This window comes from Pandoraea sputorum, from assembly GCF_000814845.2.
Classification (GTDB): Bacteria; Pseudomonadota; Gammaproteobacteria; order Burkholderiales; family Burkholderiaceae; genus Pandoraea; species Pandoraea sputorum.
Genome location: NZ_CP010431.2, coordinates 4,940,844 through 4,964,875, shown reverse-complemented (window position 1 = coordinate 4,964,875; position 24,032 = coordinate 4,940,844). Strand labels below are relative to the sequence as shown.

General features: G+C 60.7%; 22 protein-coding genes and 1 pseudogene. 13 read left to right on the top strand and 10 right to left on the bottom strand.

Annotated elements, in window-relative coordinates; genetic code table 11:
- Nucleotides 1–43: 43 nt before the first annotated feature.
- The 5 genes from miaB to NA29_RS26405 all read right to left on the bottom strand — a co-directional run bounded on the left by miaB (nt 44) and on the right by NA29_RS26405 (nt 4,348).
- Entirely contained in the window at nt 44–1,387 is a 1,344-nt protein-coding gene (miaB, locus tag NA29_RS21905) for a tRNA (N6-isopentenyl adenosine(37)-C2)-methylthiotransferase MiaB (RefSeq protein WP_039393136.1), read from the bottom strand.
- Between the two features lie 237 nt (nt 1,388–1,624).
- Nucleotides 1,625–2,578 (bottom strand): metal ABC transporter substrate-binding protein, encoded by a 954-nt coding sequence (locus NA29_RS21900; RefSeq protein ID WP_039393133.1) that lies wholly within the window; start codon nt 2,576–2,578, stop codon nt 1,625–1,627.
- An 11-nt stretch (nt 2,579–2,589) separates the two neighbouring features.
- The gene (locus tag NA29_RS21895; RefSeq protein ID WP_039393131.1) at nt 2,590–3,453 is read right to left on the bottom strand and encodes a metal ABC transporter permease; all 864 of its coding nucleotides are present in this window, start codon (nt 3,451–3,453) and stop codon (nt 2,590–2,592) included.
- The gene (locus tag NA29_RS21890; RefSeq protein ID WP_052252309.1) at nt 3,450–4,229 is read right to left on the bottom strand and encodes a metal ABC transporter ATP-binding protein; all 780 of its coding nucleotides are present in this window, start codon (nt 4,227–4,229) and stop codon (nt 3,450–3,452) included. The genes NA29_RS21895 and NA29_RS21890 overlap by 4 nt, the downstream gene beginning before the upstream one ends.
- Entirely contained in the window at nt 4,226–4,348 is a 123-nt protein-coding gene (locus tag NA29_RS26405; protein WP_257125706.1) for a hypothetical protein, read from the bottom strand. Before NA29_RS26405 ends, NA29_RS21890 begins: the two co-directional genes overlap by 4 nt.
- A gap of 952 nt (nt 4,349–5,300) precedes the next feature.
- Here NA29_RS26405 and NA29_RS21885 point away from each other — a divergent pair.
- Genes NA29_RS21885 through NA29_RS21870 form a run of 4 tightly spaced genes read left to right on the top strand, consistent with a single transcriptional unit; the run spans nt 5,301 to nt 10,546 of the window.
- Nucleotides 5,301–7,223 carry a PrkA family serine protein kinase gene (locus NA29_RS21885; protein WP_039401391.1) on the top strand — a complete coding sequence of 641 codons (1,923 nt, stop codon included), beginning with the start codon at nt 5,301–5,303 and terminating at the stop codon, nt 7,221–7,223.
- An 18-nt stretch (nt 7,224–7,241) separates the two neighbouring features.
- On the top strand, nt 7,242–8,504 hold the full coding sequence (locus NA29_RS21880; RefSeq protein ID WP_039393127.1) for a YeaH/YhbH family protein: 1,263 nt from the start codon (nt 7,242–7,244) through the stop codon (nt 8,502–8,504).
- A 58-nt stretch (nt 8,505–8,562) separates the two neighbouring features.
- Entirely contained in the window at nt 8,563–10,107 is a 1,545-nt protein-coding gene (locus tag NA29_RS21875; protein WP_039393125.1) for a SpoVR family protein, read from the top strand.
- A 10-nt stretch (nt 10,108–10,117) separates the two neighbouring features.
- Complete coding sequence (locus NA29_RS21870; protein WP_039393123.1) at nt 10,118–10,546, top strand: VOC family protein; 429 nt, start codon at nt 10,118–10,120, stop codon at nt 10,544–10,546.
- Nucleotides 10,547–10,609: 63 nt separating this feature from the next.
- On the opposite strand, the gene NA29_RS21865 is transcribed toward NA29_RS21870, so the two are convergent.
- The gene (locus NA29_RS21865) at nt 10,610–11,977 is read right to left on the bottom strand and encodes a GGDEF domain-containing protein (RefSeq protein ID WP_039393121.1); all 1,368 of its coding nucleotides are present in this window, start codon (nt 11,975–11,977) and stop codon (nt 10,610–10,612) included.
- 901 nt (nt 11,978–12,878) lie between these two features.
- On the opposite strand from NA29_RS21865, the gene NA29_RS21860 reads away from it, so the two are divergent.
- The 5 genes and pseudogenes from NA29_RS21860 to NA29_RS21840 all read left to right on the top strand — a co-directional run bounded on the left by NA29_RS21860 (nt 12,879) and on the right by NA29_RS21840 (nt 17,918).
- Complete coding sequence (locus tag NA29_RS21860) at nt 12,879–13,613, top strand: ABC transporter permease (RefSeq protein WP_046289789.1); 735 nt, start codon at nt 12,879–12,881, stop codon at nt 13,611–13,613.
- 20 nt (nt 13,614–13,633) lie between these two features.
- Nucleotides 13,634–14,557: a glycine betaine ABC transporter substrate-binding protein gene (locus NA29_RS21855; protein WP_039393119.1), complete on the top strand. Its 924-nt coding sequence runs from the start codon at nt 13,634–13,636 to the stop codon at nt 14,555–14,557.
- Between the two features lie 49 nt (nt 14,558–14,606).
- Complete coding sequence (locus NA29_RS21850) at nt 14,607–15,254, top strand: ABC transporter permease (protein ID WP_039393117.1); 648 nt, start codon at nt 14,607–14,609, stop codon at nt 15,252–15,254.
- Nucleotides 15,251–16,449, top strand: a pseudogene (locus tag NA29_RS21845) (osmoprotectant ABC transporter ATP-binding protein OsmV). Before NA29_RS21850 ends, NA29_RS21845 begins: the two are co-directional and overlap by 4 nt.
- Nucleotides 16,450–16,679: 230 nt before the next feature.
- Nucleotides 16,680–17,918, top strand: coding sequence for a mechanosensitive ion channel family protein (locus NA29_RS21840; RefSeq protein ID WP_052252308.1), 1,239 nt, complete (start codon nt 16,680–16,682; stop codon nt 17,916–17,918).
- Nucleotides 17,919–17,975: 57 nt separating this feature from the next.
- On the opposite strand, the gene NA29_RS25890 is transcribed toward NA29_RS21840, so the two are convergent.
- Complete coding sequence (locus NA29_RS25890; RefSeq protein WP_039393113.1) at nt 17,976–18,533, bottom strand: hypothetical protein; 558 nt, start codon at nt 18,531–18,533, stop codon at nt 17,976–17,978.
- Nucleotides 18,534–18,683: 150 nt separating this feature from the next.
- Here NA29_RS25890 and NA29_RS25885 point away from each other — a divergent pair, with 150 nt between their 5' ends.
- The gene (locus NA29_RS25885) at nt 18,684–18,833 is read left to right on the top strand and encodes a hypothetical protein (RefSeq protein WP_157127446.1); all 150 of its coding nucleotides are present in this window, start codon (nt 18,684–18,686) and stop codon (nt 18,831–18,833) included.
- A gap of 16 nt (nt 18,834–18,849) precedes the next feature.
- On the opposite strand, the gene NA29_RS21830 is transcribed toward NA29_RS25885, so the two are convergent.
- Nucleotides 18,850–19,200 carry a hypothetical protein gene (locus NA29_RS21830; protein WP_039393109.1) on the bottom strand — a complete coding sequence of 117 codons (351 nt, stop codon included), beginning with the start codon at nt 19,198–19,200 and terminating at the stop codon, nt 18,850–18,852.
- A gap of 462 nt (nt 19,201–19,662) precedes the next feature.
- On the opposite strand from NA29_RS21830, the gene NA29_RS25880 reads away from it, so the two are divergent.
- Together NA29_RS25880 and NA29_RS26600 are read left to right on the top strand one after the other, a co-directional pair.
- Entirely contained in the window at nt 19,663–19,809 is a 147-nt protein-coding gene (locus NA29_RS25880) for a hypothetical protein (protein ID WP_157127443.1), read from the top strand.
- 50 nt (nt 19,810–19,859) lie between these two features.
- Nucleotides 19,860–20,141, top strand: coding sequence for a type II toxin-antitoxin system PemK/MazF family toxin (locus NA29_RS26600; protein ID WP_371328980.1), 282 nt, complete (start codon nt 19,860–19,862; stop codon nt 20,139–20,141).
- 122 nt (nt 20,142–20,263) lie between these two features.
- Here NA29_RS26600 and NA29_RS21820 read toward each other — a convergent pair whose 3' ends face one another.
- Nucleotides 20,264–21,388, bottom strand: coding sequence for an alkene reductase (locus NA29_RS21820; RefSeq protein WP_039393107.1), 1,125 nt, complete (start codon nt 21,386–21,388; stop codon nt 20,264–20,266).
- A 255-nt stretch (nt 21,389–21,643) separates the two neighbouring features.
- Nucleotides 21,644–22,930, bottom strand: coding sequence for an MFS transporter (locus NA29_RS21815; protein WP_039393105.1), 1,287 nt, complete (start codon nt 22,928–22,930; stop codon nt 21,644–21,646).
- A 311-nt stretch (nt 22,931–23,241) separates the two neighbouring features.
- On the opposite strand from NA29_RS21815, the gene NA29_RS21810 reads away from it, so the two are divergent.
- Nucleotides 23,242–23,958, top strand: a complete 717-nt coding sequence (locus tag NA29_RS21810) for a TetR/AcrR family transcriptional regulator (protein WP_095178573.1) — start codon at nt 23,242–23,244, stop codon at nt 23,956–23,958.
- The last annotated feature ends 74 nt before the right edge of the window (nt 23,959–24,032 follow it).

The following is a 24,032-nucleotide window of genomic DNA, read 5'->3' as shown; positions in this document are numbered from 1 at the left end:
CGGTCGGTTGCCTGTTCAGGTCGTTCGATGTTCGCTGCGTCGTTCAGTGCGTCGTGACCAGTTCGCCGCGCAGCGAGTGCGGGTAGGCGAAGGTGATCACAACGTCGGTCATCTGCCCGATCAGCGCGGCACGCTGTGCCTCGGGGGCCGGGAAGTTGACCACGCGGTTGTTCTCGGTGCGGCCTTGCAGCTCGTTCGGGTCCTTGCGCGACACGCCTTCGACAAGAATACGCTGACGCGAGCCGACCATGCTCTGGCTGATGCGTGCAGCGTTCTCTTCGATCACGGCCTGCAAGTGTTGCAGACGGCGCAGCTTCACTTCGCGCGGCGTGTCGTCCTGCAAGTTCGCGGCGGGCGTGCCGGGGCGCGGGCTGTAGATGAACGAGAAGCTGGTGTCGTAGCCGATCTCGTGAATCATCGCCATGAGCTTGTCGAAATCCTCTTCCGTTTCGCCGGGGAAGCCGACGATGAAGTCCGACGACATCGACATGTCCGGGCGCACCTGACGCAGACGACGGATGATCGACTTGTACTCCAGCACCGTGTAGCCGCGCTTCATGGCAGACAGCAAGCGGTCGGCGCCGTGCTGCACCGGCAGGTGCAGGTGGCTCACGAGCTTGGGCACCTTGGCGTAGGTGTCGATCAGACGCTGCGTGAATTCCTTCGGGTGGCTCGTCGTGTAACGAATGCGCTCGATGCCCGGCACTTCCGCCACATACTCGATGAGCAGCGCAAAGTCGGCGATCTCGCCGTCGGCCATCAGACCGCGATACGCGTTCACGTTCTGGCCCAGCAGCGTGATTTCACGCACGCCTTGTTCGGCCAGTCCGGCGATTTCGGTGAGCACGTCTTCGAACGGGCGCGAGACTTCGTCGCCGCGCGTGTAAGGCACCACGCAGTAGCTGCAATACTTCGAGCAGCCTTCCATGATCGAAACGAACGCCGTAGCACCCTCGACCTTGGCGGGCGGCAGGTGATCGAACTTCTCGATTTCGGGGAAGGAGATGTCGACTTGCGAACGACCGGTCGAGCGGCGTGCTTCGAGCATCTGCGGCAGGCGGTGCAGCGTTTGCGGGCCGAACACGACGTCCACGTACGGGGCGCGTTGCACGATGGCCGCGCCTTCCTGGCTGGCGACGCAACCGCCGACACCGATCACCAGATCCGGCTTGATTTCCTTGAGGGCGCGCATGCGGCCCAGATCCGAGAACACCTTTTCCTGTGCCTTTTCGCGCACGGAGCAGGTGTTGAAGAGGATGACGTCGGCGTCTTCGGGAGTGTCGGTCTTCTCGAGACCTTCGGCTGCGCCAAGTACGTCCGCCATCTTGTCGGAGTCGTACTCGTTCATCTGACAGCCGAACGTCTTGATGTAAATCTTCTTTGCCATTGAGTGTGCGCCGTTCGCAGTGATTAACCTGGGGGCGTCCGTATTTGTCCGTTGCCGGATGTTTCAGGGGTTCAGAAGGTCAGTCTTCGGTCGTGCGAGAAATGTGACGACCAAAAGTGACGACCCAAACGCAAAAGCCGGCATGGCCGGCCTGTCCGGACCTCCGTAGCGGGGCCGGTGTGTGGTGCACGCATTATACCGCGTGCACCGAGGGGGAGCGTGGCAGCGCCGGAGGGATTACCGGTTGTCCTTCATCGCCGCGGCGAGCGCCCGGATGTTGTACTGGAACAACTGAAGGTAGGTCGTCGCTTCCGGGTTCTTCGACAGGGCGTCGGAGTACAGCTTGCCGTCCACGGTCACCTTCGCGTCGTGCGCAATGCGTTGCACCAGACGCGGATTGGAGATGTTTTCCATGAAGACGGCCTTGATGCCCGTGCGGCGGATCACGCGGATCAGGTTGGCGACGTCCTTGGCGCTGGCTTCGCTTTCCGTCGACACGCCTTCCGGGGCGAGGAACTTGATGCCGAAACGCTGGCCGAGATAGCCGAAGGCGTCATGCGAGGTCAGCACCACGCGGCGCGACGGCGGAATCGGGGCCAGTTGCTTGTTGGCCCAGACGATCAGGTCGTCGAGCGCGCCGCGATAGTTCCTGGCGCGATCCGCATAGTAATTCGCGCCTGCCGGGTCGGCCTTCGAGAGGGCGGCGGCGATGTTGTCCGCCATCGTCTTCACGCGCTCGGGATCCTGAAACATATGCGGATCGGTCACCGTCTTGCCGTCGTCGACCATCGTTCGGGCTTTGAGACCCTTCGTGACCGTGACCAGCTCGCCGGGGTAGTGGCTCGACTTCATCAGGCGGGGCAGCCAGCCTTCGAAGCCCAGACCGTTCACGAAGAACAGCTTGGTGCCCGAGAGTTTGGCGACGTCCGCCGGGGTCGGCTCATAGGTGTGCGTGTCCTGATCGGGGCCGACGAGCGTGGTGACGTCCACGCGGTCGCCGCCGACGGCTTTCACGATGTCGGACAGGATGCTGAAGCTGGCACTGACGGGCAGGCGTGTGTCCTGCGCACGCGCCGGGCTGGCGAAGGCGAGGAAAAGCGCAAAAACTACAGCGAAAACTGCAAAGGGACCCGCGCCGAGCGATGATTTGCTGCGTGACGCGTTGCTGCCCCCAAGACCCAATCCAAACATGTTTTCCTCTCTTAAAGCGCAGACGCCTTGGCCGTGCCGGCACCGCCAGGCGAAACTAGCAGCGCGCCCAGATAGGCGACGCCTGCCGTCAAAACGATGGCCGGCCCGGAGGGGCAAGCCAGATAGTACGAAAGCAGCAACCCGATCACGCTCGACGCGCTGGCCACCAGCCACGCGGTGAGCAGCATGCCGGGCAGTGTGCGGGAGACGAGCCGGGCAGTGGCCGCCGGCAGCATCATCAGTCCCACGGCCATGAGCGTGCCCATCGCCTGGAAACCGGAGACGAGGTTCATGACCGTCAGCACGGTAAAGCCCAGGTGGTAGCGCATCACGCTCTTGCCCTGGCCCTGGCCGAGAAAGGTCGGATCGGCACTGTCGAGCACCAGACCGCGATAGTGCCAGCCAAACCATAGCAGCGTGACGGTCGTGATGGCCGCCACGAGTATCAGCGAGGGGTCGTCCACCGCCAGTACCGACCCGAACAGCAGGTTCATCAGGTCGACGCTATTGCCCCACTTCGACACGATGACCACACCGCCCGCGAGCGCCAGCAAATAGAAGCCCGCGAACGATGCACCCTCATCCAGCCGCGTACGGCGGCTCGACAGACCGGCGAGCAACGCCACGAGCAGCCCCGCGATCATGCCACCGCCCGCCATCCATGGCAGCGACAGCCCACCGATCAGATAGCCAACCGCCGCACCCGGCAGCACCGCGTGCGACAGCGAGTCGCCCATCAGGCTCATGCGGCGCAGCAGCAAAAATACACCCACGGGCGTGCAACCCAGCGATAAGGCCAGACTGCCGACCAGCGCGTGGCGCATGAAGTCGAATTCCGCGAACGGGCCAACGACGAGATCGAGCAGCGCGCTCATCGACGGCCTCCGGGAAACGTGACCGGCGCAGAGGTGATCGACGTCGGCGTCGCGGCAAACGCGGTATAGCCGCCTGCTGCGGAAAGCCCCGGATGGGCACCCCCAGTCGCGCCGTCCGCCGACGCAAACCCGCCCTGAAGGCAAGACGCCGGTGTGCCCGACGTGACCAGACGTCCGGCCATCACGGCCACGTGCGCGAAGCGTTCGAGCACCAGCGGCAAATCGTGGAGCACGGTCACAACGGTGCGCCCCTCGTTGCGCCATTGATCCAGCAACGCCAGCAACAGTTCCGCCGACGGTACATCGATGCCGGTCAGCGGTTCATCCAGCAAAACGATCGGTGCGTCTTCGACGATCAGGCGCGCGAAGCGAGCGCGCTGCCATTGCCCGCCGGACAGGGATTCCAGCGCTTGTGTGCGCTTGTCGGCGAGGCCGACGCGGGCGAGGGCATCGAGGGCGCGGTCGAACTCGTCGCGGCCGAGGCGACGGGCGTCGCCCGTGCGACGCCACGTACCGGTCAGCACGTATTCTTCAACACACATCGGAAAACGATGGTCGGTCTCGGGACGTTGCGACAGATAGGCCACCGGGGCGTCGCTGACGATCTTGCCCGTCGTAGGCTTTTGCAGACCGGCGAGCGCGCGCAACAAGGTGGTTTTGCCGCCGCCGTTGGGGCCGACGACCGCAGACAGCACGCCGGGTGCGAACGTGGCGCTCACGTCTTCCAGCGCGACGTTCGGTCCGAACCGGACCGAGAGATTCTGGCAACCGATCACGGGGCGACCCCTTTCAACGCCCAGTAAACGAGCGCCCAAAGCGGGACGAGCACCAGCAGCGTGAGCGCCGTGCGTTCCCAGCCAGCGAGACGGTAGAGCCAAACGGAGAAGCGAATCATGGACAGATGGGGCGACGCCCGCACACAGTTTGCAACTGTGTAATAAATGCAACAAAGTTGCATTATTGCACGAATCGTTCCTGACGCGGTGACGCCGGGGCCAGAGCGAAGATGTGCCGGGTAGAGGTAGGGTCACATCGCGTTACATATCCGCGCAGCAGATTTTTGCGAACGGGCGTAACATGGATTTCGAGCGCGATCGTCTGGCACGTTGTTCGCTTCATTCCAGAGATCGCCAATTTGCAAGGAGGAGGTGAGTCCGTCAAGACATCCGTCCGTAGTCGACTTTCCATCTGCGACGCGCATGCTCCAGAGCAGGCCCGTCGCACGACCGTCGCGACTTCGCGCAGCCGCGACGCTTCGACCGGAAAGCATCCCCTTCGCGCCCACGTCTTCGCTGTCGTCGACGTCGTCGGGCCGCCCACTTTTTTCCCAAAAAAATTACACGCAACGTATTTCGTTGGTGCAGGAAATTCTATGAAATAAATAGGAATGCTGAATAAATCAACGAACGCCTAAAACGTTTCTTAATGCAGGCAAACCCGAGTGCGCAATGCGTGGGGGATGGCTACAAAAGTCGCTCGAAATTTGACCTATCTCGTGCGACATGCGCATTGCGTAGAGTGCGTGCGTAACACGCGGAAACCCTTGCGGCATGCGGGTTATCGAGAATGCTTAGCGCTGCGGAAAATATCTAGCGACAGTTTTTTTGTTTGTGCATATGATGAGTTAACGGTTGCAATTTTCACTGACAAGTTTAAAGTCAACCTAAACCGATTTTGAGTCGTTCATGTGAGGGAGGGGACAGTGCGAAAGGTTTCGCGTCAGTCGCTCCGGCATGCAGTGAGCCAGGTCGAAACCATCGTGCAGTCATCCGGGTCTTAAGCAACAGAGCGGGCATCGTATCGCGGTGTTTTCCGCGGTGTATTTCGATGAGGCGGGGGTGAGGCATATGGATATTTTTAGCCATTACACGACACGTTTCGAAGCACGCAGGGAAGAGGAATACAGCATCCAGGAATATCTGGAGATCTGTAAGAAGGACTCGACTGCGTATGCGACGGCAGCCGAGCGCATGTTGCGCGCCATCGGTGAGCCGGAGCTTATCGACACGCATCACGACCCGCGACTCTCGCGGCTGTTCTCCAACAAGATCATCAAGATCTATCCTGCCTTCCGTGACTTCTACGGCATGGAAGACACGATCGAGCAAATCGTCTCGTTCTTCAAACACGCGGCGCAGGGCCTCGAAGAGCGCAAACAGATTCTGTATTTGCTCGGACCCCCGGGCGGCGGCAAGTCGTCGCTGGCCGAGAAACTGAAGGTGTTGATGGAGGACGTTCCCATCTACTGCCTGAAGGGATCGCCGGTGCACGAGTCGCCTCTGGGTCTGTTCTCCTCAGAGGAAGACGGCAAGATTCTCGAAGAGGACTTCGGCATCCCGGTGCGGTATCTCAATACGATTCCGTCGCCGTGGGCCACCAAGCGTCTTAACGAATTCAACGGCGACATTACCAAGTTCCGTGTCGTGAAGGTGCGTCCGTCGGTGTTGCAGCAGATCGCGATTGCGAAGACGGAGCCGGGCGACGAGAACAACCAGGACATTTCGTCGCTGGTCGGTAAGGTCGACATCCGCCAGCTCGAAGAGTTTCCGCAGGACGATCCGGACGCCTACTCGTACTCCGGTGGCCTCTGCCTGGCCAACCGCGGCCTGCTCGAATTCGTCGAAATGTTCAAAGCGCCGATCAAGGTGCTCCACCCGCTGCTGACCGCTACACAGGAAGGCAACTACAAAGGCACGGAAGGGTTCGGTGCGATTCCGTTCGACGGGATCGTGCTTGCTCACTCGAACGAAGCAGAGTGGCAGAGCTTTAAGGGCAATCGCAACAACGAAGCTTTCCTCGACCGTATCTATATCGTGAAGGTGCCGTACTGCCTGCGCGTGACCGACGAGGTGAAGATTTACGAGAAGCTCGTGAAGAACAGCTCGCTTGCGAACGCCCCGCGCGCGCCGAACGTGCTCAAGATGCTTGCCCAGTTCGCGGTGCTGACGCGTCTGAAAGAGCCCGAGAATTCCAACATCTTCTCCAAGGTCCGTGTCTACGACGGTGAGAACCTCAAGGACATCGACCCGAAGGCCAAGTCGTATCAGGAGTACCGCGACTACGCCGGGGTGGACGAAGGGATGACAGGCATGTCCACGCGCTTCGCCTTCAAGGTGCTCTCGAAGGTTTTCAACTTCGATAACACGGAAGTCGCTGCGAACCCGGTGCACATGTTGTACGTGCTCGAACAACAGATCGAGCGCGAACAGTATGCGGGAGAAGTGGAGAAGCGCTATCTCGCCTATATCAAGGAATATCTGACGGCACCGTTCGTCGAGTTCATCGGCAAGGAGATTCAGACCGCGTATCTGGAGTCGTACTCGGAGTACGGTCAGAACATCTTCGATCGCTACGTGAACTTCGCGGACCTGTGGATTCAGGATCAGGAGTATCGCGATCCGAATACCGGCGAAATTCTCGACCGCACCGCGCTCAACGACGAACTGGAGAAAGTCGAAAAGCCGGCGGGGATTACCAATCCGAAGGACTTCCGCAACGAGATCGTCAACTTCGTGCTGCGCGCGCGCGCCAACAACGCGGGTAAGAATCCGCTCTGGACGAGTTACGAAAAGCTGCGCGCGGTGATCGAGAAACGCATGTTCTCGACGACCGAGGATTTGCTGCCGGTGATCTCGTTCAACGCGAAGTCGTCCAAGGAGGATCAGGAAAAGCACGCCAACTTCGTCAACCGGATGGTGGAAAAGGGCTATACCCCGAAGCAGGTTCGCCTGCTTGTGGAATGGTATCTGCGCGTGCGCAAATCCTCGTAGCAACCAATCGGGGCCACTATGTCAGCAATCATCGACAGACGGCAAAACGGCAAGAACAAAAGCGCCATCAATCAGCAGCGTTTCATCAAACGCTATCGCGACCAGATTCGTCGTGCGGTTGCGAAAGCGGTGTCTGGGCGCAAGATCACCGATATCGATGGCAGCGGACAAGTCTCGATCCCGGTCAAGGACATTTCGGAGCCGTTGTTTCACCACGGACCCGGCGGGCGGCGGGAGATGGTTCATCCCGGCAACCGCGAGTTCGTGGTGGGCGACAACTTCGAGCGTCCGCCATCGGGCGCAGGGGGCGGCGGCAGCCGCGCCAGCGACTCGGGGGAGGGCGAGGACGATTTCGTCTTCAACCTCTCCAGAGAGGAATTCCTGAAATTCTTCTTCGAGGACATGGCGTTGCCGGACCTCGCGAAACGTCGGCTTGCCCAGATTCCCGAGTTTCGCAAGGTACGTGCGGGCTATTCCATCGACGGTACGCCGTCGAACCTCAACGTCATTCGCACGATGCGCAGCTCGCTGGGCCGGCGCATCGCACTTACTGCACCCTATCGCAAGCAGCTCCGTGAGCTTGAAGCCGAGTACGCGGACATCGTCTCGCGCGAAGGGGATACATCGCCCAGAGCCCTGGCGCTCGCGCACGAAATCACGCATCTTCGTACGCGCGTCGAGGCGATTCCTTACATCGAGAAACTCGATCTGCGGTATTCGAACCGTGTCATGCAGCCGCGCCCGCAAGCGCAGGCCGTCATGTTCTGTCTGATGGACGTGTCCGGCTCGATGGACCAGAGCCGCAAGGACCTTGCCAAGCGCTTCTTCATGCTGCTGTATCTGTTCCTGCGGCATAACTACGAGCGCATCGATCTCGTGCTCATCCGTCACCACACCACGGCGAAGGAAGTGAACGAGGACGATTTCTTCTACGCGCGCGAGTCGGGCGGGACGGTGGTGTCCAGCGCACTGAAGCTGATGAACGAGGTCATCGCGGACCGGTATTCGCCGAGCGACTGGAACATCTACGGTGCGCAGGTCTCCGACGGGGACAACTGGGACGGCGACTCGCCGATCTGTCGCGACATCCTGATGCAGTCGATCATGCCGGCCGTCCAGTACTTCGCCTACGTGGAGGTGGCGAGCGCAGAGCCGCAGAACCTGTGGAACGAGTACCTGTCGGTCAAGCAGCAGCACTCGAACTTCGCGATGCAACGCATCATGGAGGCGGCCGAAATCTATCCGGTGCTGCACGACTTGTTCAAGAAGAAGGCGGCTTGAAAGCCGTCTCTTAGCGTACCGATACCGGTCCGAGCCGGTACCGAAACGAGGGCGCGTCATGGCGTATATATCCACAGGGTCGGAATGGACGTTCGAGCTGATTCAGCGATACGAGCATGAGATCGCGCGTATCGCCGCCGGCTTCAAGCTCGACACGTACCCGAATCAGATCGAGATCATCACCGCCGAGCAGATGCTCGACGCATATGCGACCGTCGGCTTGCCCATCGGCTATCACCACTGGTCGTACGGCAAGCACTTCCTGTCGTCCGAGCGTGGCTACAAGCGCGGGCAGATGGGGCTGGCGTACGAGATCGTCATCAACTCGAACCCTTGCATCGCGTATCTGATGGAGGAGAACAGCATGACCATGCAGGCGCTGACCATCGCGCATGCCAGCTACGGTCATAACTCGTTCTTCAAGGGCAATTATCTGTTTCGCACGTGGACCAGCGCCGACGCCATCGTCGATTACCTGCTGTTTGCGCGCAACTACATCACCGAGTGCGAACAGCGTTACGGCGAACAATCCGTGGAGTTGCTGCTCGACTCGTGCCACGCATTGATGAACTACGGCGTGGACCGGTACAAGCGGCCGAAACGTCTGTCGCTCGCGCAGGAGCAGGCGAGACAAAAGGAGCGCGAGAATTATCTGCAGCTGCAGATCAACGATCTGTGGCGCACGTTGCCCAATCACGCCCTGCATGACGACGATGAGGACGACGGCCTCGATCCCACCGAATCGGACGAGCCTCCCTTCCCGGGCGAACCGCAGGAAAACCTGCTGTATTTCTTCGAGAAGAACGCGCCGAAACTGGCGCCGTGGCAGCGCGAGATCGTGCGCATCGTACGCAAGCTCGCGCAGTACTTCTATCCGCAACGTCAGACCAAAGTCATGAACGAAGGCTGGGCGACGTTCTGGCACTACACGATCCTCCAGCAACTCTACAAGGAGAAGCTCGTCAACGACGCCTTCATGATGGAGTTCCTGCACGCGCATACGAACGTCGTCTATCAGCCGTCGTTCGACAGCCCGTACTACAGCGGTCTGAATCCGTACGCGCTGGGCTTCGCGATGTTCCAGGACATCCGTCGCATGTGCGAGGACCCGACCGACGAGGACCGCCAGTGGGCCCCGGATATCGCTGGCTCCGATTGGCTGACGACGCTCGACTTCGCCATGCGCAATTTCAAGGACGAGAGTTTCATTCAGCAGTTCCTCTCGCCCAAGGTGATTCGCGATCTGAAGTTGTTCTCCGTCCTTGACGACGATCGCGACAGCCGTTTGCGTGTGACGGCGATTCACAACGACTCGGGCTATCGCGAGATCCGCGAGATGCTGGCGCAGCAGTACAACCTCAGCCAGCTTGAGCCGAACATTCAGGTGGCGCACGTCGATCTGCATGGCGACCGTTCGCTGACGTTGCGGCACGTGCAAAGCGAACGCAAACCGCTCGACGACAGCTTCGAAGAAGTGCTCAAGCATGTGGCGCGTCTGTGGGGCTTTACCGTGCGGCTGGAGACGGTGTTCGAAGACGGCCGCAGCGAGATGACGCACGAGACGAAGGTCGAGAAGCGGCGTCGCTATGCGCTAAGCGCCTGATGGGGGCGCGATGAAGATTCCGTTCGTCGCGCTCGATCACGTGGTGTTGCGGACCAACGATGTGGCACGCTTGCGGCACTTCTACATCGAGGTGCTGGGCTGCACGCTGGAGAAAGTTCAGGACGACATCGGACTGGTGCAACTGCGTGCTGGCGACGCGTTGATCGATCTGGTCGACGTCGCTGGCACGATCGGCCGTCAGGGCGGTGTCGCACCCGGTCCGGAAGGACACAATCTCGATCACTTTTGTCTGCGCGTCGAACCGTTCGATGATGACGCCATTCGCAAAGGACTGGCGTCGCACGGCGTGACCTTGGGCGACGTGGTGCAACGCTACGGTGCGCACGGGGAAGGGCCGTCCTGCTATCTCAGCGATCCGGACGGCAACACCGTGGAGCTCAAAGGACCGGCAACGTCGCCGCCCGTCGGCGGGCATTGATGCCGTTCGCGACGTCCGGTGGCATTACGCAGCGGCCAAAACGTCGCGCCGCCCACACCGCCATCACGCCGCCATCTGCCCCATCACGCTTTGATCCCGTCCCTTGTGTTTCGCTTGATACAGCGCCTTGTCCGCCTGATCGAGCATTGCGCTGATCACGAGCGGTTCGCCCGGTTGCCATGAGGCAATGCCCACGCTGATGGTGATCGCCTCGCCTTCATCGCGCGCCGCTTGCGGCAGCAGATCCGTGCTTGCGCGCTTGACGGACTCGCGAATCCGGTCGGCCACACGTAACGCAGCGTGCTGGTCGATCTCGGGCAAGACCACCGCAAATTCCTCGCCTCCCAGACGCACCGCAAAATCGCTTGGCAGCCGGATGCAATGCTGGATGGTTGTGGCGATACGTTGCAGTACAGCGTCACCGAACGGGTGTCCGTAGCGGTCGTTGACCTGCTTGAAGAAATCGATGTCGATCAGCAGCACGGACAGCGGAATCGCACGCTGTTGCACGCGCTCGGCCACGAGCCGGATGCGATTGTCGAAGTAGCGGCGGTTATAGATGTGCGTGAGCGGATCGATGAAGACCTTCTCCACGAGATCCGTATTGGTGAGCGCGAGCGATTGATACTGCCGCGTGATTTCCCACACGAGGGCGAGCGTGGCAACACCCGGCGACGCCAGCGCAAGCAAGCGCGCCGCATACCATTGATACGACGCCTCGCTCGGTGCCGTGAGCGAGAGCAGCAACTGACACAGCGAGATCGAGACCACGACCCACACTAGCAGGAACAGCTTGTGTGACAGGCGCGTGACGGCCGCGATACGCCACCACAATGCGATGTAGGCGATGAAGAGCGCGCTCAGCGCAATCGTTTCGATGTCGATGCCACCGGTCAGATGCGGTGTGACGAGCGTGCGTCCCGCGCCCACGATCGACAGCGAAACCGTCACCCAGATGATGAGGACCGTCGCACCGTAACGCGCAGCCTCTGAGTAGCCGGGGCGCGTGTGCGGATCCATGCGTGTGCGCGAGTAGCTGCGCACGCTGAGCATCACATAAGCAGCGAAGCTCGCTTCGGCAACGAGCCAGAGCCAGAACGGTGCGCGGGTGACATGTGTCGAAATGCCCGCAAGCTGATTCGCGAGCAACACGCCTTCGGTGAACATGAACAGTCCGCGCAGCAGAAACGCGCATCCGAACTGCGCAAAATAGCGCTTACCGTTGTAGAGATATTGAACGCCCAGCAGACACGCCGTCGACAGATTGAGAATGCCGCCTGCCGAGACGAGAAAGAAGGTCAGTAACGGATTGACGGTGCCTTCGAGCGTGCGCGCGAGGAATCCGGCAAGCGTGAGTGCGGCGCACGCAGCCAAAATGGTGGTCGCGGCGACGCGATTGCCCTGTTCGGTACGGCTGATGGTACTTTTCATAGTTGTTATTCGCCATTCAACGACCTCGTGCCCGCGCACGATCGCTTTCCTACCGTTCAATCACCGCGCCCGCAAACTGTCGCAAGATCGTTGTCTCGCGTTCCCGTTGCGTTTCCCCGATTTTGCGCTAAATGATTGAAAACTAAGATAAACCTCGGAGAATACACGAGTTTTTCCGGGTTGGCACTGGTTTCCGGAGCGGTACTCTAATTTCCCTTTGAAGGCCAGATAACATGCGGATTCCGGCCGATCGGCACGTCGCTTGCCGTACCCGAATTCGCTCGCTTCGCGTCCCGGAAAATAAATCGCTGCGACACATCGATCCGCTGTGCGAAACATTGAAATTGCAGATTTCGGGACGTTGTAAAAATGCATTTTCTTCGCACCTTTTCAATTCGCCGCAACGCCAGTGATGACGGTGGATTCGAGCGCACGCAATTATTCAGGACTGCGATTCATATGAGAAATGTATGGTGTAATTGCGTGTAAATACGCCGGATTAATGACTAAAAACGTGCTACGGGTTGGCATCGACGCACTATCTGTACTAGAATAAAAAAAGCCAATCGCTGCGGTTGGCCCATAGAAACAAAAGCGTTGCCGGTGTTCCTCGTTGCGCCGGCGTCCGTTACATCACGCAATGAGTCTGTGCAGTAAAACTTTCGCGCGCTTTCAATAAGCGTGTATCGAGAGGCCCAGGCGCCCACGGCGTCGAAAGCTCGTCTCTCATGTCGCATTTCGCGACGCCTCGTTCGTCACCGTTGTCTTTCACAGACCTTCGGATCGAACACACCACAATTCGCAAGGCAGCTAACAGTTGTCATGCTTGATTGACCGCGTTGTCACGTGGGGCGATAGCTATTGCCGCGCGCGCAGCGCTGCCAACCCATTCAAAGGGAGCATGAACGTGGCGAAGCAGTATCGCATTCTCTATCTGGCCGGCTTCGGACTGCTCGGTGTTGCCGCCGCAGTCACCGGTCTGGTGTATTGGCTGGGCGTGGATTCGCTCGTCAAGTACCGGGGCGACCTGGTGTATTACACCCAGCAGCATCTCAAGCTCGTGGCGATTTCGATGACATTGGCCATTCTGGTCGGCGTGCCTGCGGGCGTGCTGATCTCGCGTCCGATGTTCGCGAAACATGCCGAGCGCGCGGTGCAGATCTTCAACATCGGCAACACGCTGCCGTCGCTCGCCGTGCTGGCGTTGTCGATGGCGGTGCTCGGTATCGGCGACCGTCCGGCGATTCTGGCGCTGTGGCTGGCTTCGCTGCTGCCCATCGTGCGTAACGCGTACGAAGGCCTTCGGCAGGTGCCGCCCGCATTGCGGGAGTCGGCGCGCGGCATGGGCATGACACCGGCGCAGGTGCTGTTTCGCGTCGATCTGCCCAACGCCATGCCGGTCATCATCGGCGGCGTTCGCACCGCGCTCGCGATCAACGTCGGCACTGCGCCGCTCGCTTTCCTGATCGGCGCGGACAGTCTGGGACAACTGATCTTCCCCGGCATCTATCTGAACGACCAGACCAAGCTGCTGCTCGGCGCGGCCGGCACTGCGCTGCTCGCGCTGGTGCTCGACGGCATCGTCGCCTTCGCCAGCGGGCTCTGGTTCGCGCGTCACGGCACGCCCGCGCGCTGAAACATAGGAGACCCCTACGTATGCAAGTTTCGTTTTCTCGTACGCTCACGGCGCGCGCGCTTCGTCTTCTGAGCATTGTTGCCGTCGCGCTGGGCGTGATGGCGACGAGCGCTACCGCGCAGGCCACCACGCTTACCATCGGCGGTAAGAACTTCACCGAACAGTTGATTCTCTCGGAGATGACGGCGCAGTACCTGCGCAGCAAAGGGTATGACGTCGAACTGAAGAACGGCCTCGGCAGTGTGGTGATGCGTCAGGGCATGGAGAGCAATCAGCTCGACGTGGTCTGGGAGTACACCGGTACGTCGCTCATCGTCTACAACAAGGTGACCGAAAAACTCGATCCACAACAGACTTACGAGCGGGTCAGGGAACTCGACGGCAAGATCGGTCTCGTCTGGCTGAATCCCGCTGCGCTGAACAACACGTATGCGTTCGCCATGCCGGGCAAGATGGCGCGTGAAGAAGGTATCGAGACGGTGTCGCAGCTCATCGAAAAATTCCGGTCGAATCCGGATATGCAGTTCGCATTCGACATGGAGTTCGTCGGTCGTTCGGACGGTCTGGAACCGATGGAACAACTCTACGACTTCCATCTCGCACGCCGCAACATCAAACAGATGGACCCGGGCCTCGTCTACACAGCCCTCAAGAACGAACAGATCGACGCCGGTCTCGTCTACACCAGCGATGGCCGCAACAAGGGCTTCGATCTGAAAGTGCTGGCCGACGACAAGGGCTTCTTCCCCGCTTACGCCGCCACGCCCGTGGTGCGCAAGGAAGTGCTCGACGCGAATCCGAAGCTCGCCGACGAACTGAACGCGCTCAGCGCGAAGATCAACGACGAAAACATGCGCGACATGAACGCCAAGGTCGATATCGACCATCGCGCGGTGTCGCGTGTGGCGAGCGACTTCCTCAAGCAGGAAGGATTGGTGCAGTAAGCGTACATCGCGCGTTGCTGCTCCCGATAGTTACCGATTGAGGAGTCCCATGATTGAATTTTTGACGCACAACTGGCACCGCATTCTGACCCTCACCGGTCAGCACGCGTGGCTGGTGGCCGCCTCGGTTGGCGCGGCCATTGTGGTCGGCGTGCCCCTGGGCGTGCTGGTCACGCGTTTTCGCTGGCTGTCCGGCGCCGTGCTGGGTCTGGCGACGGTCGTGCTCACGATCCCGTCGATCGCCCTGTTCGGCCTGATGATCCCCGCACTGTCCGTCTACGGCATGGGGATCGGCCCTGCGCCGGCGGTGGCCGCCGTTTTCCTGTATTCGCTGCTGCCGATCATGCGCAACACGAGCCTCGCGCTGCGTCAGATCGATCCGAGCATTCGCGAAGCGGGGATTGGTATTGGCATGACGTTCTGGCAGCGTCTGCGCCTGGTTGAATTGCCGCTGGCCGTGCCGGTGGTGCTGGGCGGCGTGCGCACTGCCGTCGTGATGAATATTGGCGTGATGGCCATTGGTGCCATCGTCGGGGCAGGCGGTCTCGGGGTGTTGATCACCCAGGGGATCAGCCAGAGCGATACCCGGCAGCTTGTCGTGGGTGCGGTCATGGTGAGTCTGCTCGCCATCGTCGCCGACACCCTGTTGCACCGCCTGCAGCGCGTGCTGACACCGAAAGGAATCCGAACCGTATGATCAAACTCGACAATCTCACCAAAAGCTTCGTCCAGAAGGACGGTACGCGTGTGACCGCCGTGAATTCGGTCAGCCTCGAAGTGCCGCCGGGCGAAATCTGCGTCTTCCTCGGCCCGTCGGGCTGCGGAAAGACGACCACGCTCAAGATGATCAACCGGTTGATCAAGCCGACCTCCGGGCACATCCTGCTCAACGGCGAAGACACCGACAAGATCAATGAAATCGAACTGCGCCGCCACATCGGCTATGTGATCCAGCAGATCGGTCTGTTCCCGAACATGACCATCGAGGAGAACATTACCGTGGTGCCGCGTCTGCTCGGTTGGGACAAGAAGCGCTGCCGCGAGCGTGCCACGGAACTGATGGCCATGGTCGCACTCGATCCGAAGCGTTACCTGTCGCGCTATCCGCGCGAACTCTCGGGGGGCAACAGCAACGTATCGGTGTGATCCGGGCGCTGGCGGCAGATCCGCCCGTGCTGCTGATGGATGAGCCGTTCGGTGCCGTCGATCCGATCAACCGCGAATCGATCCAGAACGAGTTTCTGCAAATGCAGCGTCAGTTGGGCAAGACCGTCATTATGGTCAGTCACGATATCGACGAGGCGATCAAGCTGGCGGACCGCATCGCGATCTTCCGTCAGGGGAGTCTCGTGCAGTACGCACAACCGGATGCGCTGCTTGCGCGACCGGTCGACGAATTCGTCGCAAGCTTCGTGGGACATGACCGAATTCTCAAACGCCTGTTGCTCGTGCGCGCCGAAGACGCCGCCACGCCGCAACCGACCGTCAAGCCGCAGACGACGCTCGCCGAAGCCTACGGCATGATGGATGAACTCGATACGCGCTCGCTGGTGGTGGTCGACGAGAGCGCGCGTGCATTGGGTTACATTGCACGCCGGGACACGCGGCACGCACAGGGCACGTGTGGCGAGCGCGTGCGGGACTTCAAGGCGTCGGCGGTGGCGGGCGACAACCTGCGGGTGCTGCTCTCGCGCATGTACGAACACAATCTGGCATCCCTGCCAGTGCTGGGCGACGACAATCAGTACCTCGGCGAGGTCACGCAAGACTCCATCGCCGACTATCTGAGTTCGGGCAAGTCGCGCGGCAATGGTGGCGGCACGATCATTACGCCGTCGCTGCCGGGCGCGCCCAATGTGGTGGCAAGCGTGCCGTTCGGCGCTTCGGTGTAAGCGCTGGACGCGGTGCGATGTCGCACGTTCCTGAATAAGGGAGCGTCGCATGAGTTTCGGAGGCGGGCGGGAGCGAACGCCTGCTGAAGTATCCAAGGATGACGGCCAAAAGCGGCCGTCATTTTGCGTTTGCCGGTGGCGCGTTTCGCTGAAGGCGAGGGCGATGCCGACAAATCGACGAATGGCACCATTGAACAAGCGAAGAAAACAGCAAGACAAGGAGTGGCGGGATGACGTGGGAAGCAGTGATAGCGTGGTTCGACAATGCGCCGTGGGCACGCATGGCCGGATCGTTGGCGATGCTGATTGCAGTGGCCGCGCTGGTGCAGGCAGTGGCGCAATTCGTGATCGTGCGGGTCGTACGCATCGTGGTGCGGAGAACGGCGAATCGCTGGGACGATGCGTTGTTCGCGCATCGCGTTTTCCACCGGGCGGCGCGCATTTTGCCGTACGTCGTCATTCAGTTCGGCATCGAGTGGGTGCCGGATCTGCCGGCGAAGGCGGTGATCGTCATCGTCAATGTGGCGCTTGCCGCGACGCTGCTCTACGCCGCGCTCGCGATCGCGGGCATTCTCGACGCCGCGCAGACCGTCTACGCGATGTCGGAGCACGCGCGCACGCGCTCGATCAAGGGGTACGTCCAGCTCGGCAAGATCGCACTTTACGTGGTGGCGTCGATTGGTATCGTCGCAGCGATCGTCGACCGTTCGCCGTGGCTGCTGCTCTCCGGCCTGGGCGCGATGTCGGCGGTGCTGTTGCTGGTATTCAAGGACACGATCATGTCGTTCGTCGCCAGCGTGCAACTCACGTCGAACGACATGCTGCGTGTGGGTGACTGGATCGAGATGCCGCAGGTCGGGGCCGATGGCGACGTGGTGGATATCGCGTTGCATACGGTCAAGGTGCAGAACTGGGACAAGACGATCACGACGATTCCGACGTGGCGTCTGATTTCGGAGAGCTTCCGAAACTGGCGCGGCATGCAGCAGTCGGGCGGGCGACGCATCAAGCGCACGCTATGCATCGATGCGGGCAGCGCCGGCTTTCTCGACGAGGCGGAGATTGCGCGTCTGTCGAAGCTGCATTTGCTCGGGGATTATCTGTCCGAAAAGCAGCGCTCGCTGGCGGACGCGAATGCCGCCCTGGGACATGCGGCGGGCGTGCCTGCGAACACGCGGCGTCTGACGAACATCGGCACCTTCCGGGCGTACGCGCTCGCTTATCTGAAGGCGCATCCGAACATTCACGCAGGCATGACGTGCATGGTGCGTTCGCTGCAACCGACGGCGACCGGCATCCCCGTGGAACTCTATTGCTTCACGAACACGACCGTTTGGGCCGAATACGAACGCGTGCAAGGCGATGTCTTCGATCACTTGCTGGCCATCCTGCCGGAGTTCGGGTTGCGCATGTATCAGAACCCGGCAGGGGCCGATCTGGTGAGGTGGCAAGGCAAGGTTGCGGCGTGAACGTGTTCTAGGCAAACCTGATTGACGGTGGTGCTCGGGGGCGGCGATGCAGCATGTTTAGCCCCGCCAGCCGGGGATGTGCTGCCCGACGTATGCGGCGTCGCTGAATGCGTATCCGCTTGCCCGCTCGTAGATATGATTCATCGTCCGCTTGTGATTCGGGCCCAGATGCCTGTTCGCGAAGCCAAAGATGACAAAGATCATCGCCCACTCAGGAAAGTACTCGTGCTGGACCGTTGCCCAGTAACCCTCGCAGCGAACGACTGCCTCTTGGAACTCTTTCCACAAGGTATTCCTGACAGAATCAGGTACTGAAAACTCTTCGTACTTGAGGTGACAACTACAGACCAACTCCAGCACGTGTCGCATCGCTTTTTGCGTGTCGCTGGGGATTGTGAGCATCAGGGAATCGAAATCTGTGACAGACGCGTCTGTCGTTCGTGGACGCGCGATTTCCACCGTCGCTGCTTGTGAGAGGGAAGCGTCGTCCGGCGGTGCCTGGTGAGCTTTCTCAAACGATCCGGCCAATTCGCTTGTCGGGGGCGGCGGAGTATCGCTCTGTGTCGGGGGTAAGGTACTGACGGTGTTGGCCGTTTTGGCGTGATCGACATTCATGATTCATCTCCATCGGTTGAGGGAGATTCCAATATGGAACCCATCGAGCGGCGACCTTTCTGGAACGTGCTGCCGCGTTCCGGATTCGCACCGCGGATGGGAGTCTTCTTGTGATGTCGGTGGGTTGTTGCCTCATTAACGACATATGAATTGAGTCACCTGAGATCGGTGGACTTGCTGCCCATCCTGCCGGAATTCGGGCTGTACATGTATCAGAACCCGGCAGGGGGATGTGGTGAGGTAGCAAGGCAAGGTCGCGGCGTGAACGTGTCAGGCCAACGTCTGGGCGAAAGCCGCTAGCGAGATCGATGACGCATCATTTCTGTGTCGACCAGCCAGCGATGCGTTCCCCATCGTATGCGGCTTCGCTGAATGCATACCCGCCTCCCTTTTCGTAAATGCGAACCATCGTCTGCCGGTGGTTTGGGCCCAGATACGTGTTCGCGAAGCCGCAGATAACAAAGAACATTGCCCACTGGGGGAAGTATTTTTTCTGCACGCTCGCCCAGTAGGTCTCGCAGCTGCGGACTGCGGCTGTAAATTCATCCCAATACATTTGAGGGATAGGTGCTGGCGATGTCACTTTCTCGTATTCGATGTGACGGGCGCAAACCGACTCCAGCGCAATTCGCATCCCGTTTCGCTCTTCTTCGGGGATCGCTTGCATGAGCGACGCGAAATCCGTGACAGGGGCATGTGCTGTTCGTAACGCCGAAGCTTGCGTCGTTCCAGCGTGCGGGGTCGTGAGGTTTTCCGGTGATGCGCGATGAGCGCCCGCGAACTAGCCTGCCCATTCGCCCGTCTCGGCCGGCGGCGTTTCGTGATTCGTCGGAGTCAGTGGTGCAGTGCTGCCCGAGTAAGTGCGATCGACATTCATGATTCATCTCCATCGGTTGAAGGAGATTTCAATATGGAACTTATCGAACGGAGACCTTTCTGGAACGTGCCGCCGCGTTCCGGATTCCGACCGCGGATGGGATTCTTCGTGTGACGATCGGCGATCGTTCACCTCACTGCTTCAGGAAAATTCCGGAATGCTTTGGCGTCTGTTTACTTCGATGTGTCGCGCTGCGACGATATCCACGAATCCACGTGAGAGGGATGACGGGGTAATGATTCGGAGTGAGAGATGAATGACTATACGGTCGAAGTGGTGTGGTACCCCAACGCTAACGCACGGGCTGAGGACTTCTGTGTCAACGAGACCGAGGAAGAGCGGATTCAACAGAAGCGCGTCCCCAACAACGCGGATGACGCGGAGGATCGGAAGTGCTGAAACGAGGTGAGGTCTGGGTCGCAAGTTTCGATCCTGCAATCGGATGCGAAATGGGGAAGACGCGACCGTGTGTCATTTTGTCGCCTTCGCGGATGAATAAGCACACGCAAACCGTGATCGTGGCACCGCTCACATCGTCGGACGCCTCTCGATTCAGTGTCTCCACCACTTATGGCGGACGTCAGGGGGCGATGCAGTTAAGCCATCTTAGATCGATGGATAGACAGCGACTGGTTCGACATACGGGGGCGCTGGATCGGCACGCGTTGAGACGTGCCATGGCGCGCCTGCGAGACGTTTTCTCTGAGGAGGCTGGCGCAGTTGGCGATTGATCCATCGCCGTGGCGCAGGTCGCAACAAAAGAAAAGGGCTCCCGAAGGAGCCCTCATTCTTTCAGCGTTCGCGCAAGGATGTGGCAGGGGCCACGAATGCTTCGGGTACCTTAAATCACACCTTAAACCACCGACTCATCCAGCGTCGGGTAATCGACATAGCCCCGTGCATCGCCACCGTACAGCGTGTCGCGATTCAGGGCATTGAACGGGCCGCCGCGCTTGAGACGTTCGACCAGATCGGGGTTCGCGATGAACGGTTTGCCGAATGCGATCAGATCCGCGAGATTTTCCTTGCGGGCCTTGAGCGCCAGTGCGAGGTCATAGCCGTTGTTCGCCATGAACGTGCCCTTGAAGAGGTGGTGCAGCTTCTGCAGATCGAAGCCGCCTTCCACTTCACGCGGGCCGCCCGTCGCCCCTTCGACCACGTGCAGATACACGAGGCCGAAACGGTTGAGCTGCTCGACGGCGTACGTGAAGACCGGTTCCGGGTTGCTGTCGCCGCAGTCGTTGGCCGGGCTGATCGGCGAGAGGCGAATGCCCACGCGATCGGCACCCCAGACGTCGACAACCGCCTGCGTGACTTCCAGCACGATACGTACGCGATTTTCGATGCTGCCGCCGTACTGGTCGGTGCGATGGTTCGTCTTGTCACGCATGAACTGGTCGAGCAGATAGCCGTTCGCCGCGTGAATTTCCACGCCGTCGAAACCGGCGCGCTTCGCGCACTCGGCCGCATGACGATATTGTTCGATGATGCCCGGGATCTCAGACGTCTCCAGCGCGCGCGGAACCGGATGCGGCTCGAAGCCATGCTCCGTGAACGCCTGACCGGCAGGTTGAATCGCCGACGGTGCGACCGGCAGTGCGCCCCCAGGTTGCAGCGACGGATGCGAGATACGACCCACGTGCCAGAGTTGGCAGAAGATCTTGCCGCCCTTGGCGTGCAGTGCGTCCGTGACCTGCTTCCAGCCAGCGACCTGCTCGTCGGTGTAAATGCCCGGCGTAAAGGCGTAGCCCTTGCCTTGTTGCGAGATGTTGGTGGCTTCGCTGATGATGAGTCCGGCCGATGCGCGCTGCGCGTAGTATTCGGCGACCAACGGGCCCGGTACGTCGCCCTGGCTGGCGCGGCTGCGCGTAAGGGGGGCCATCACGATACGGTTGCTCAGTTCGAGCGGGCCGAGCTTGTACGACGAAAACAGGTCGGTATCGAGCGCGGCGAGTGAGGTATGTTGCGAGTCCGTCATTGCTGAAGGTCCTATGAAAGTGGGGGTTGCTGTGCTGCACAAAACTTGCACAGATTACGGCAATTTTTCTGGCCTTGCTGACGACGAAATCGTAGCAACGGCCAACGCGCCGCCATGAAAAAACTCGCCGGTCTTCCTGCACCAAAACAGGGAGACGCGGCGAGTTGTCGTGGTATTTCGATACGGGTGGGCTTTCGACCGATTCGACGCAAATTTTTCGACTAACGGGCCCAAAACACGCCGGAATCATCCGATTCAGGCATTTGCGGCCACCGGACGCTTCGGCGCATGCGGGGCGATGCGCAACACCATGAACGCGCCGATGATGCACACGCCGCCCGAGAGCATCGACGCCATCGTGTAATTGCCGAGCGTTGCACGCAGCGAACCGGCGACCAGTGCTGCCGTGGCTGCGCCGAGCTGATGGCCTGCCACGATCCAGCCGAACACGATCGGGGCCATCGTCTTGCCGAACACATCGGTCGTCAGGCGCACCGTCGGCGGCACCGTCGCGATCCAATCCAGACCGTAGAACAGCGCGAAGAGCGGAATGCCGAAGAAGTCGAAGCCGAAAGCGTAAGGCAGATAGATCAGCGACAGACCGCGCAGTCCGTAGTACCAGAAGAGCAGCACACGGCTGTTGTAGCGGTCGGAGAGCCAGCCCGAGGCCGTGGTGCCGATAAGGTCGAGAATGCCCATCGCCGCCAGAATGCCCGCGCCTTTGACTTCTGAGATGCCGTAGTCGCCACACATCGCGATGAAGTGCGTGCCGATGTAGCCGTTCGTACTCGCGCCGCAGATGAAGAAGCTGAAGAACAGCAGCCAGAAGTCGCGCTTGCCAGCCGCCATGCGCAGTGCCGAGAGCGCCGCCGTGAGCGGATTGCCTTGCGTGAGTTGCACGTCAGGGGCGTCTTCCGGCGCGCCGACCGGGCGCAGGCCGACCGACCCCGGACGCTCCGGCACGAGGATGGCGACCAGCGGCAGAGCGATGGCCGCCACCGCAGCCACAATCAACACCACCGGACGCCAGCCGTAGCTTTCCGTGATCGCGGCCATGATGGGCAGAAACACCATTTGCCCGGTCGCCGAGCTTGCCGTGAGAATGCCCATCGCCAGACCACGATGCGTGTGGAACCAGCGGTTCGAGACCGTGGCGGCGAGCGTCACGGCCGCCACGCCGGTGCCACCGCCCACCATGACGCCCCAGATGAGCACCATCTGCCACGGTGCGGTCATGAGCGAGGAGAGCGCCGTGCCCGAAGCGAGCAGCAGCAGGGCGACCATGACCGTGGGACGGATGCCGAACCGCTGCATGGCGGCCGCCGCGAACGGTCCGGTCAGGCCGTACAAGGCCAGATTGACGGAGATCGCCAGCGAAATTGTGGCGCGGCTCCAGCCGAAGTCGTGTTCGAGCGGCACCATCATGACGCTGGGCGTTGCGCGAATGCCCGCCGAAGCGAGCAGGACCAGGAAAATCACGCCGACGACGATCCACCCATAGTGGAAGCGTCCGTCGATGCGCCTTGCAAGTGCAGCCTTCATGGCGGAAATCCTTGCTGTGGTTCGGTCTTTGCCGTTTTACGGGGGTTAAACGGTTTTAAAGACCGAACCGGGAACGTTTGCGGGAACCGCGCGGTCTACGTTCATCGATAGACTTGTGACTGAGCGGTAACATGAGGTTGCCATGTTATGAACCGATCGGTAACATGTCAAGTATTCCTTTTTGGCGGCAGGGCTTTTGCAACGCTCGCGTCAATGGCAAACCACAGTTCAGGGAGCGCCGAATCATGGCCAAATCGTCAATATCTTCCGTGCCCGTCGAGGTTGCCTCGCCGACCGGTGGGGCAGACGCGATGAAAGCGGACACCGATGTCGTCGCTGAGGCTGCGGGCGAAAGCGTGAGCGCGACATCCAAGGCGGCCCCTGCGGCGGCCCGCCGCCGCAGTGCTGCGTCTCGTGCGGCCAAGCCGGGGCGGCACGTCACGCCCGCGCCGATTGCGCAGCAGCACCTGCTCGATGCGGCCGTCGAGTTGTTCCATACGGAAGGGGTGCGCGCCGTGGGCGTGGACGCCGTCGTCAAGCGCGCGGGCGTCAACAAGATGAGCCTGTACCGCCAGTTCGCGTCGAAGGACGATCTGATTCTGGCGTATCTCGATCATATGCAGACGGCGAGTCTTGCGCGCATCGACGAGAGCATCGCGAAGCGACCGGGCGAGCCGCGTGCGCAGATGTTGCAGATTTTCGTGGATCTGGCCCAGCGGGCGAGCCGTCCCGGCTATCGCGGGTGCCCGTTCGTCAATGTGGCGGCGGAATTCCCCGATCCGGATCACGCGGCGCGTCATTCGGTCGTGAATTACAAGGCGGAAGTGGTCAAGCGGTTCACCGCGCTGGTGACGGCCGCCGGTCTCGCGGAGCCAGCACCGCTGGTCGACGCGCTGTCGCTGATTCTCGAAGGCGCGTATGCCGCGAGCCAGACCTTTGGGCCTGGCTCGGCACCACTGCGTATCTTGCCGACAGTGGCGCGTCAGATCATCGATGCGGGCATGGCGGGAGCGCTGAGCGCCACGTAACCACGGCGGCGAACATCGATGGAAATGACGCCGGATAAATGACGGCGGATGACGGTCGCCGACACGCGCCGACC

What these genes read in the sequence shown, in the direction of transcription:
- miaB (WP_039393136.1), bottom strand. Translation starts at nt 1,387, where the DNA reads ATGGCAAAGAAGATTTACATCAAGACGTTCGGCTGTCAGATGAACGAG.
- NA29_RS21875 (WP_039393125.1), top strand. Translation starts at nt 8,563, where the DNA reads ATGGCGTATATATCCACAGGGTCGGAATGGACGTTCGAGCTGATTCAG.
- NA29_RS21850 (WP_039393117.1), top strand. Translation starts at nt 14,607, where the DNA reads ATGATTGAATTTTTGACGCACAACTGGCACCGCATTCTGACCCTCACC.
- NA29_RS21870 (WP_039393123.1), top strand. Translation starts at nt 10,118, where the DNA reads ATGAAGATTCCGTTCGTCGCGCTCGATCACGTGGTGTTGCGGACCAAC.
- NA29_RS21880 (WP_039393127.1), top strand. Translation starts at nt 7,242, where the DNA reads ATGTCAGCAATCATCGACAGACGGCAAAACGGCAAGAACAAAAGCGCC.
- NA29_RS21855 (WP_039393119.1), top strand. Translation starts at nt 13,634, where the DNA reads ATGCAAGTTTCGTTTTCTCGTACGCTCACGGCGCGCGCGCTTCGTCTT.
- NA29_RS21830 (WP_039393109.1), bottom strand. Translation starts at nt 19,200, where the DNA reads ATGCAAGCGATCCCCGAAGAAGAGCGAAACGGGATGCGAATTGCGCTG.
- NA29_RS21900 (WP_039393133.1), bottom strand. Translation starts at nt 2,578, where the DNA reads ATGTTTGGATTGGGTCTTGGGGGCAGCAACGCGTCACGCAGCAAATCA.
- NA29_RS21865 (WP_039393121.1), bottom strand. Translation starts at nt 11,977, where the DNA reads ATGAAAAGTACCATCAGCCGTACCGAACAGGGCAATCGCGTCGCCGCG.
- NA29_RS21810 (WP_095178573.1), top strand. Translation starts at nt 23,242, where the DNA reads ATGAAAGCGGACACCGATGTCGTCGCTGAGGCTGCGGGCGAAAGCGTG.
- NA29_RS21820 (WP_039393107.1), bottom strand. Translation starts at nt 21,388, where the DNA reads ATGACGGACTCGCAACATACCTCACTCGCCGCGCTCGATACCGACCTG.
- NA29_RS21895 (WP_039393131.1), bottom strand. Translation starts at nt 3,453, where the DNA reads ATGAGCGCGCTGCTCGATCTCGTCGTTGGCCCGTTCGCGGAATTCGAC.
- NA29_RS21860 (WP_046289789.1), top strand. Translation starts at nt 12,879, where the DNA reads ATGAACGTGGCGAAGCAGTATCGCATTCTCTATCTGGCCGGCTTCGGA.
- NA29_RS21815 (WP_039393105.1), bottom strand. Translation starts at nt 22,930, where the DNA reads ATGAAGGCTGCACTTGCAAGGCGCATCGACGGACGCTTCCACTATGGG.
- NA29_RS21840 (WP_052252308.1), top strand. Translation starts at nt 16,680, where the DNA reads ATGACGTGGGAAGCAGTGATAGCGTGGTTCGACAATGCGCCGTGGGCA.
- NA29_RS25890 (WP_039393113.1), bottom strand. Translation starts at nt 18,533, where the DNA reads ATGAATGTCGATCACGCCAAAACGGCCAACACCGTCAGTACCTTACCC.
- NA29_RS26405 (WP_257125706.1), bottom strand. Translation starts at nt 4,348, where the DNA reads ATGATTCGCTTCTCCGTTTGGCTCTACCGTCTCGCTGGCTGGGAACGC.
- NA29_RS26600 (WP_371328980.1), top strand. Translation starts at nt 19,860, where the DNA reads ATGGGGAAGACGCGACCGTGTGTCATTTTGTCGCCTTCGCGGATGAAT.
- NA29_RS25880 (WP_157127443.1), top strand. Translation starts at nt 19,663, where the DNA reads ATGAATGACTATACGGTCGAAGTGGTGTGGTACCCCAACGCTAACGCA.
- NA29_RS21885 (WP_039401391.1), top strand. Translation starts at nt 5,301, where the DNA reads ATGGATATTTTTAGCCATTACACGACACGTTTCGAAGCACGCAGGGAA.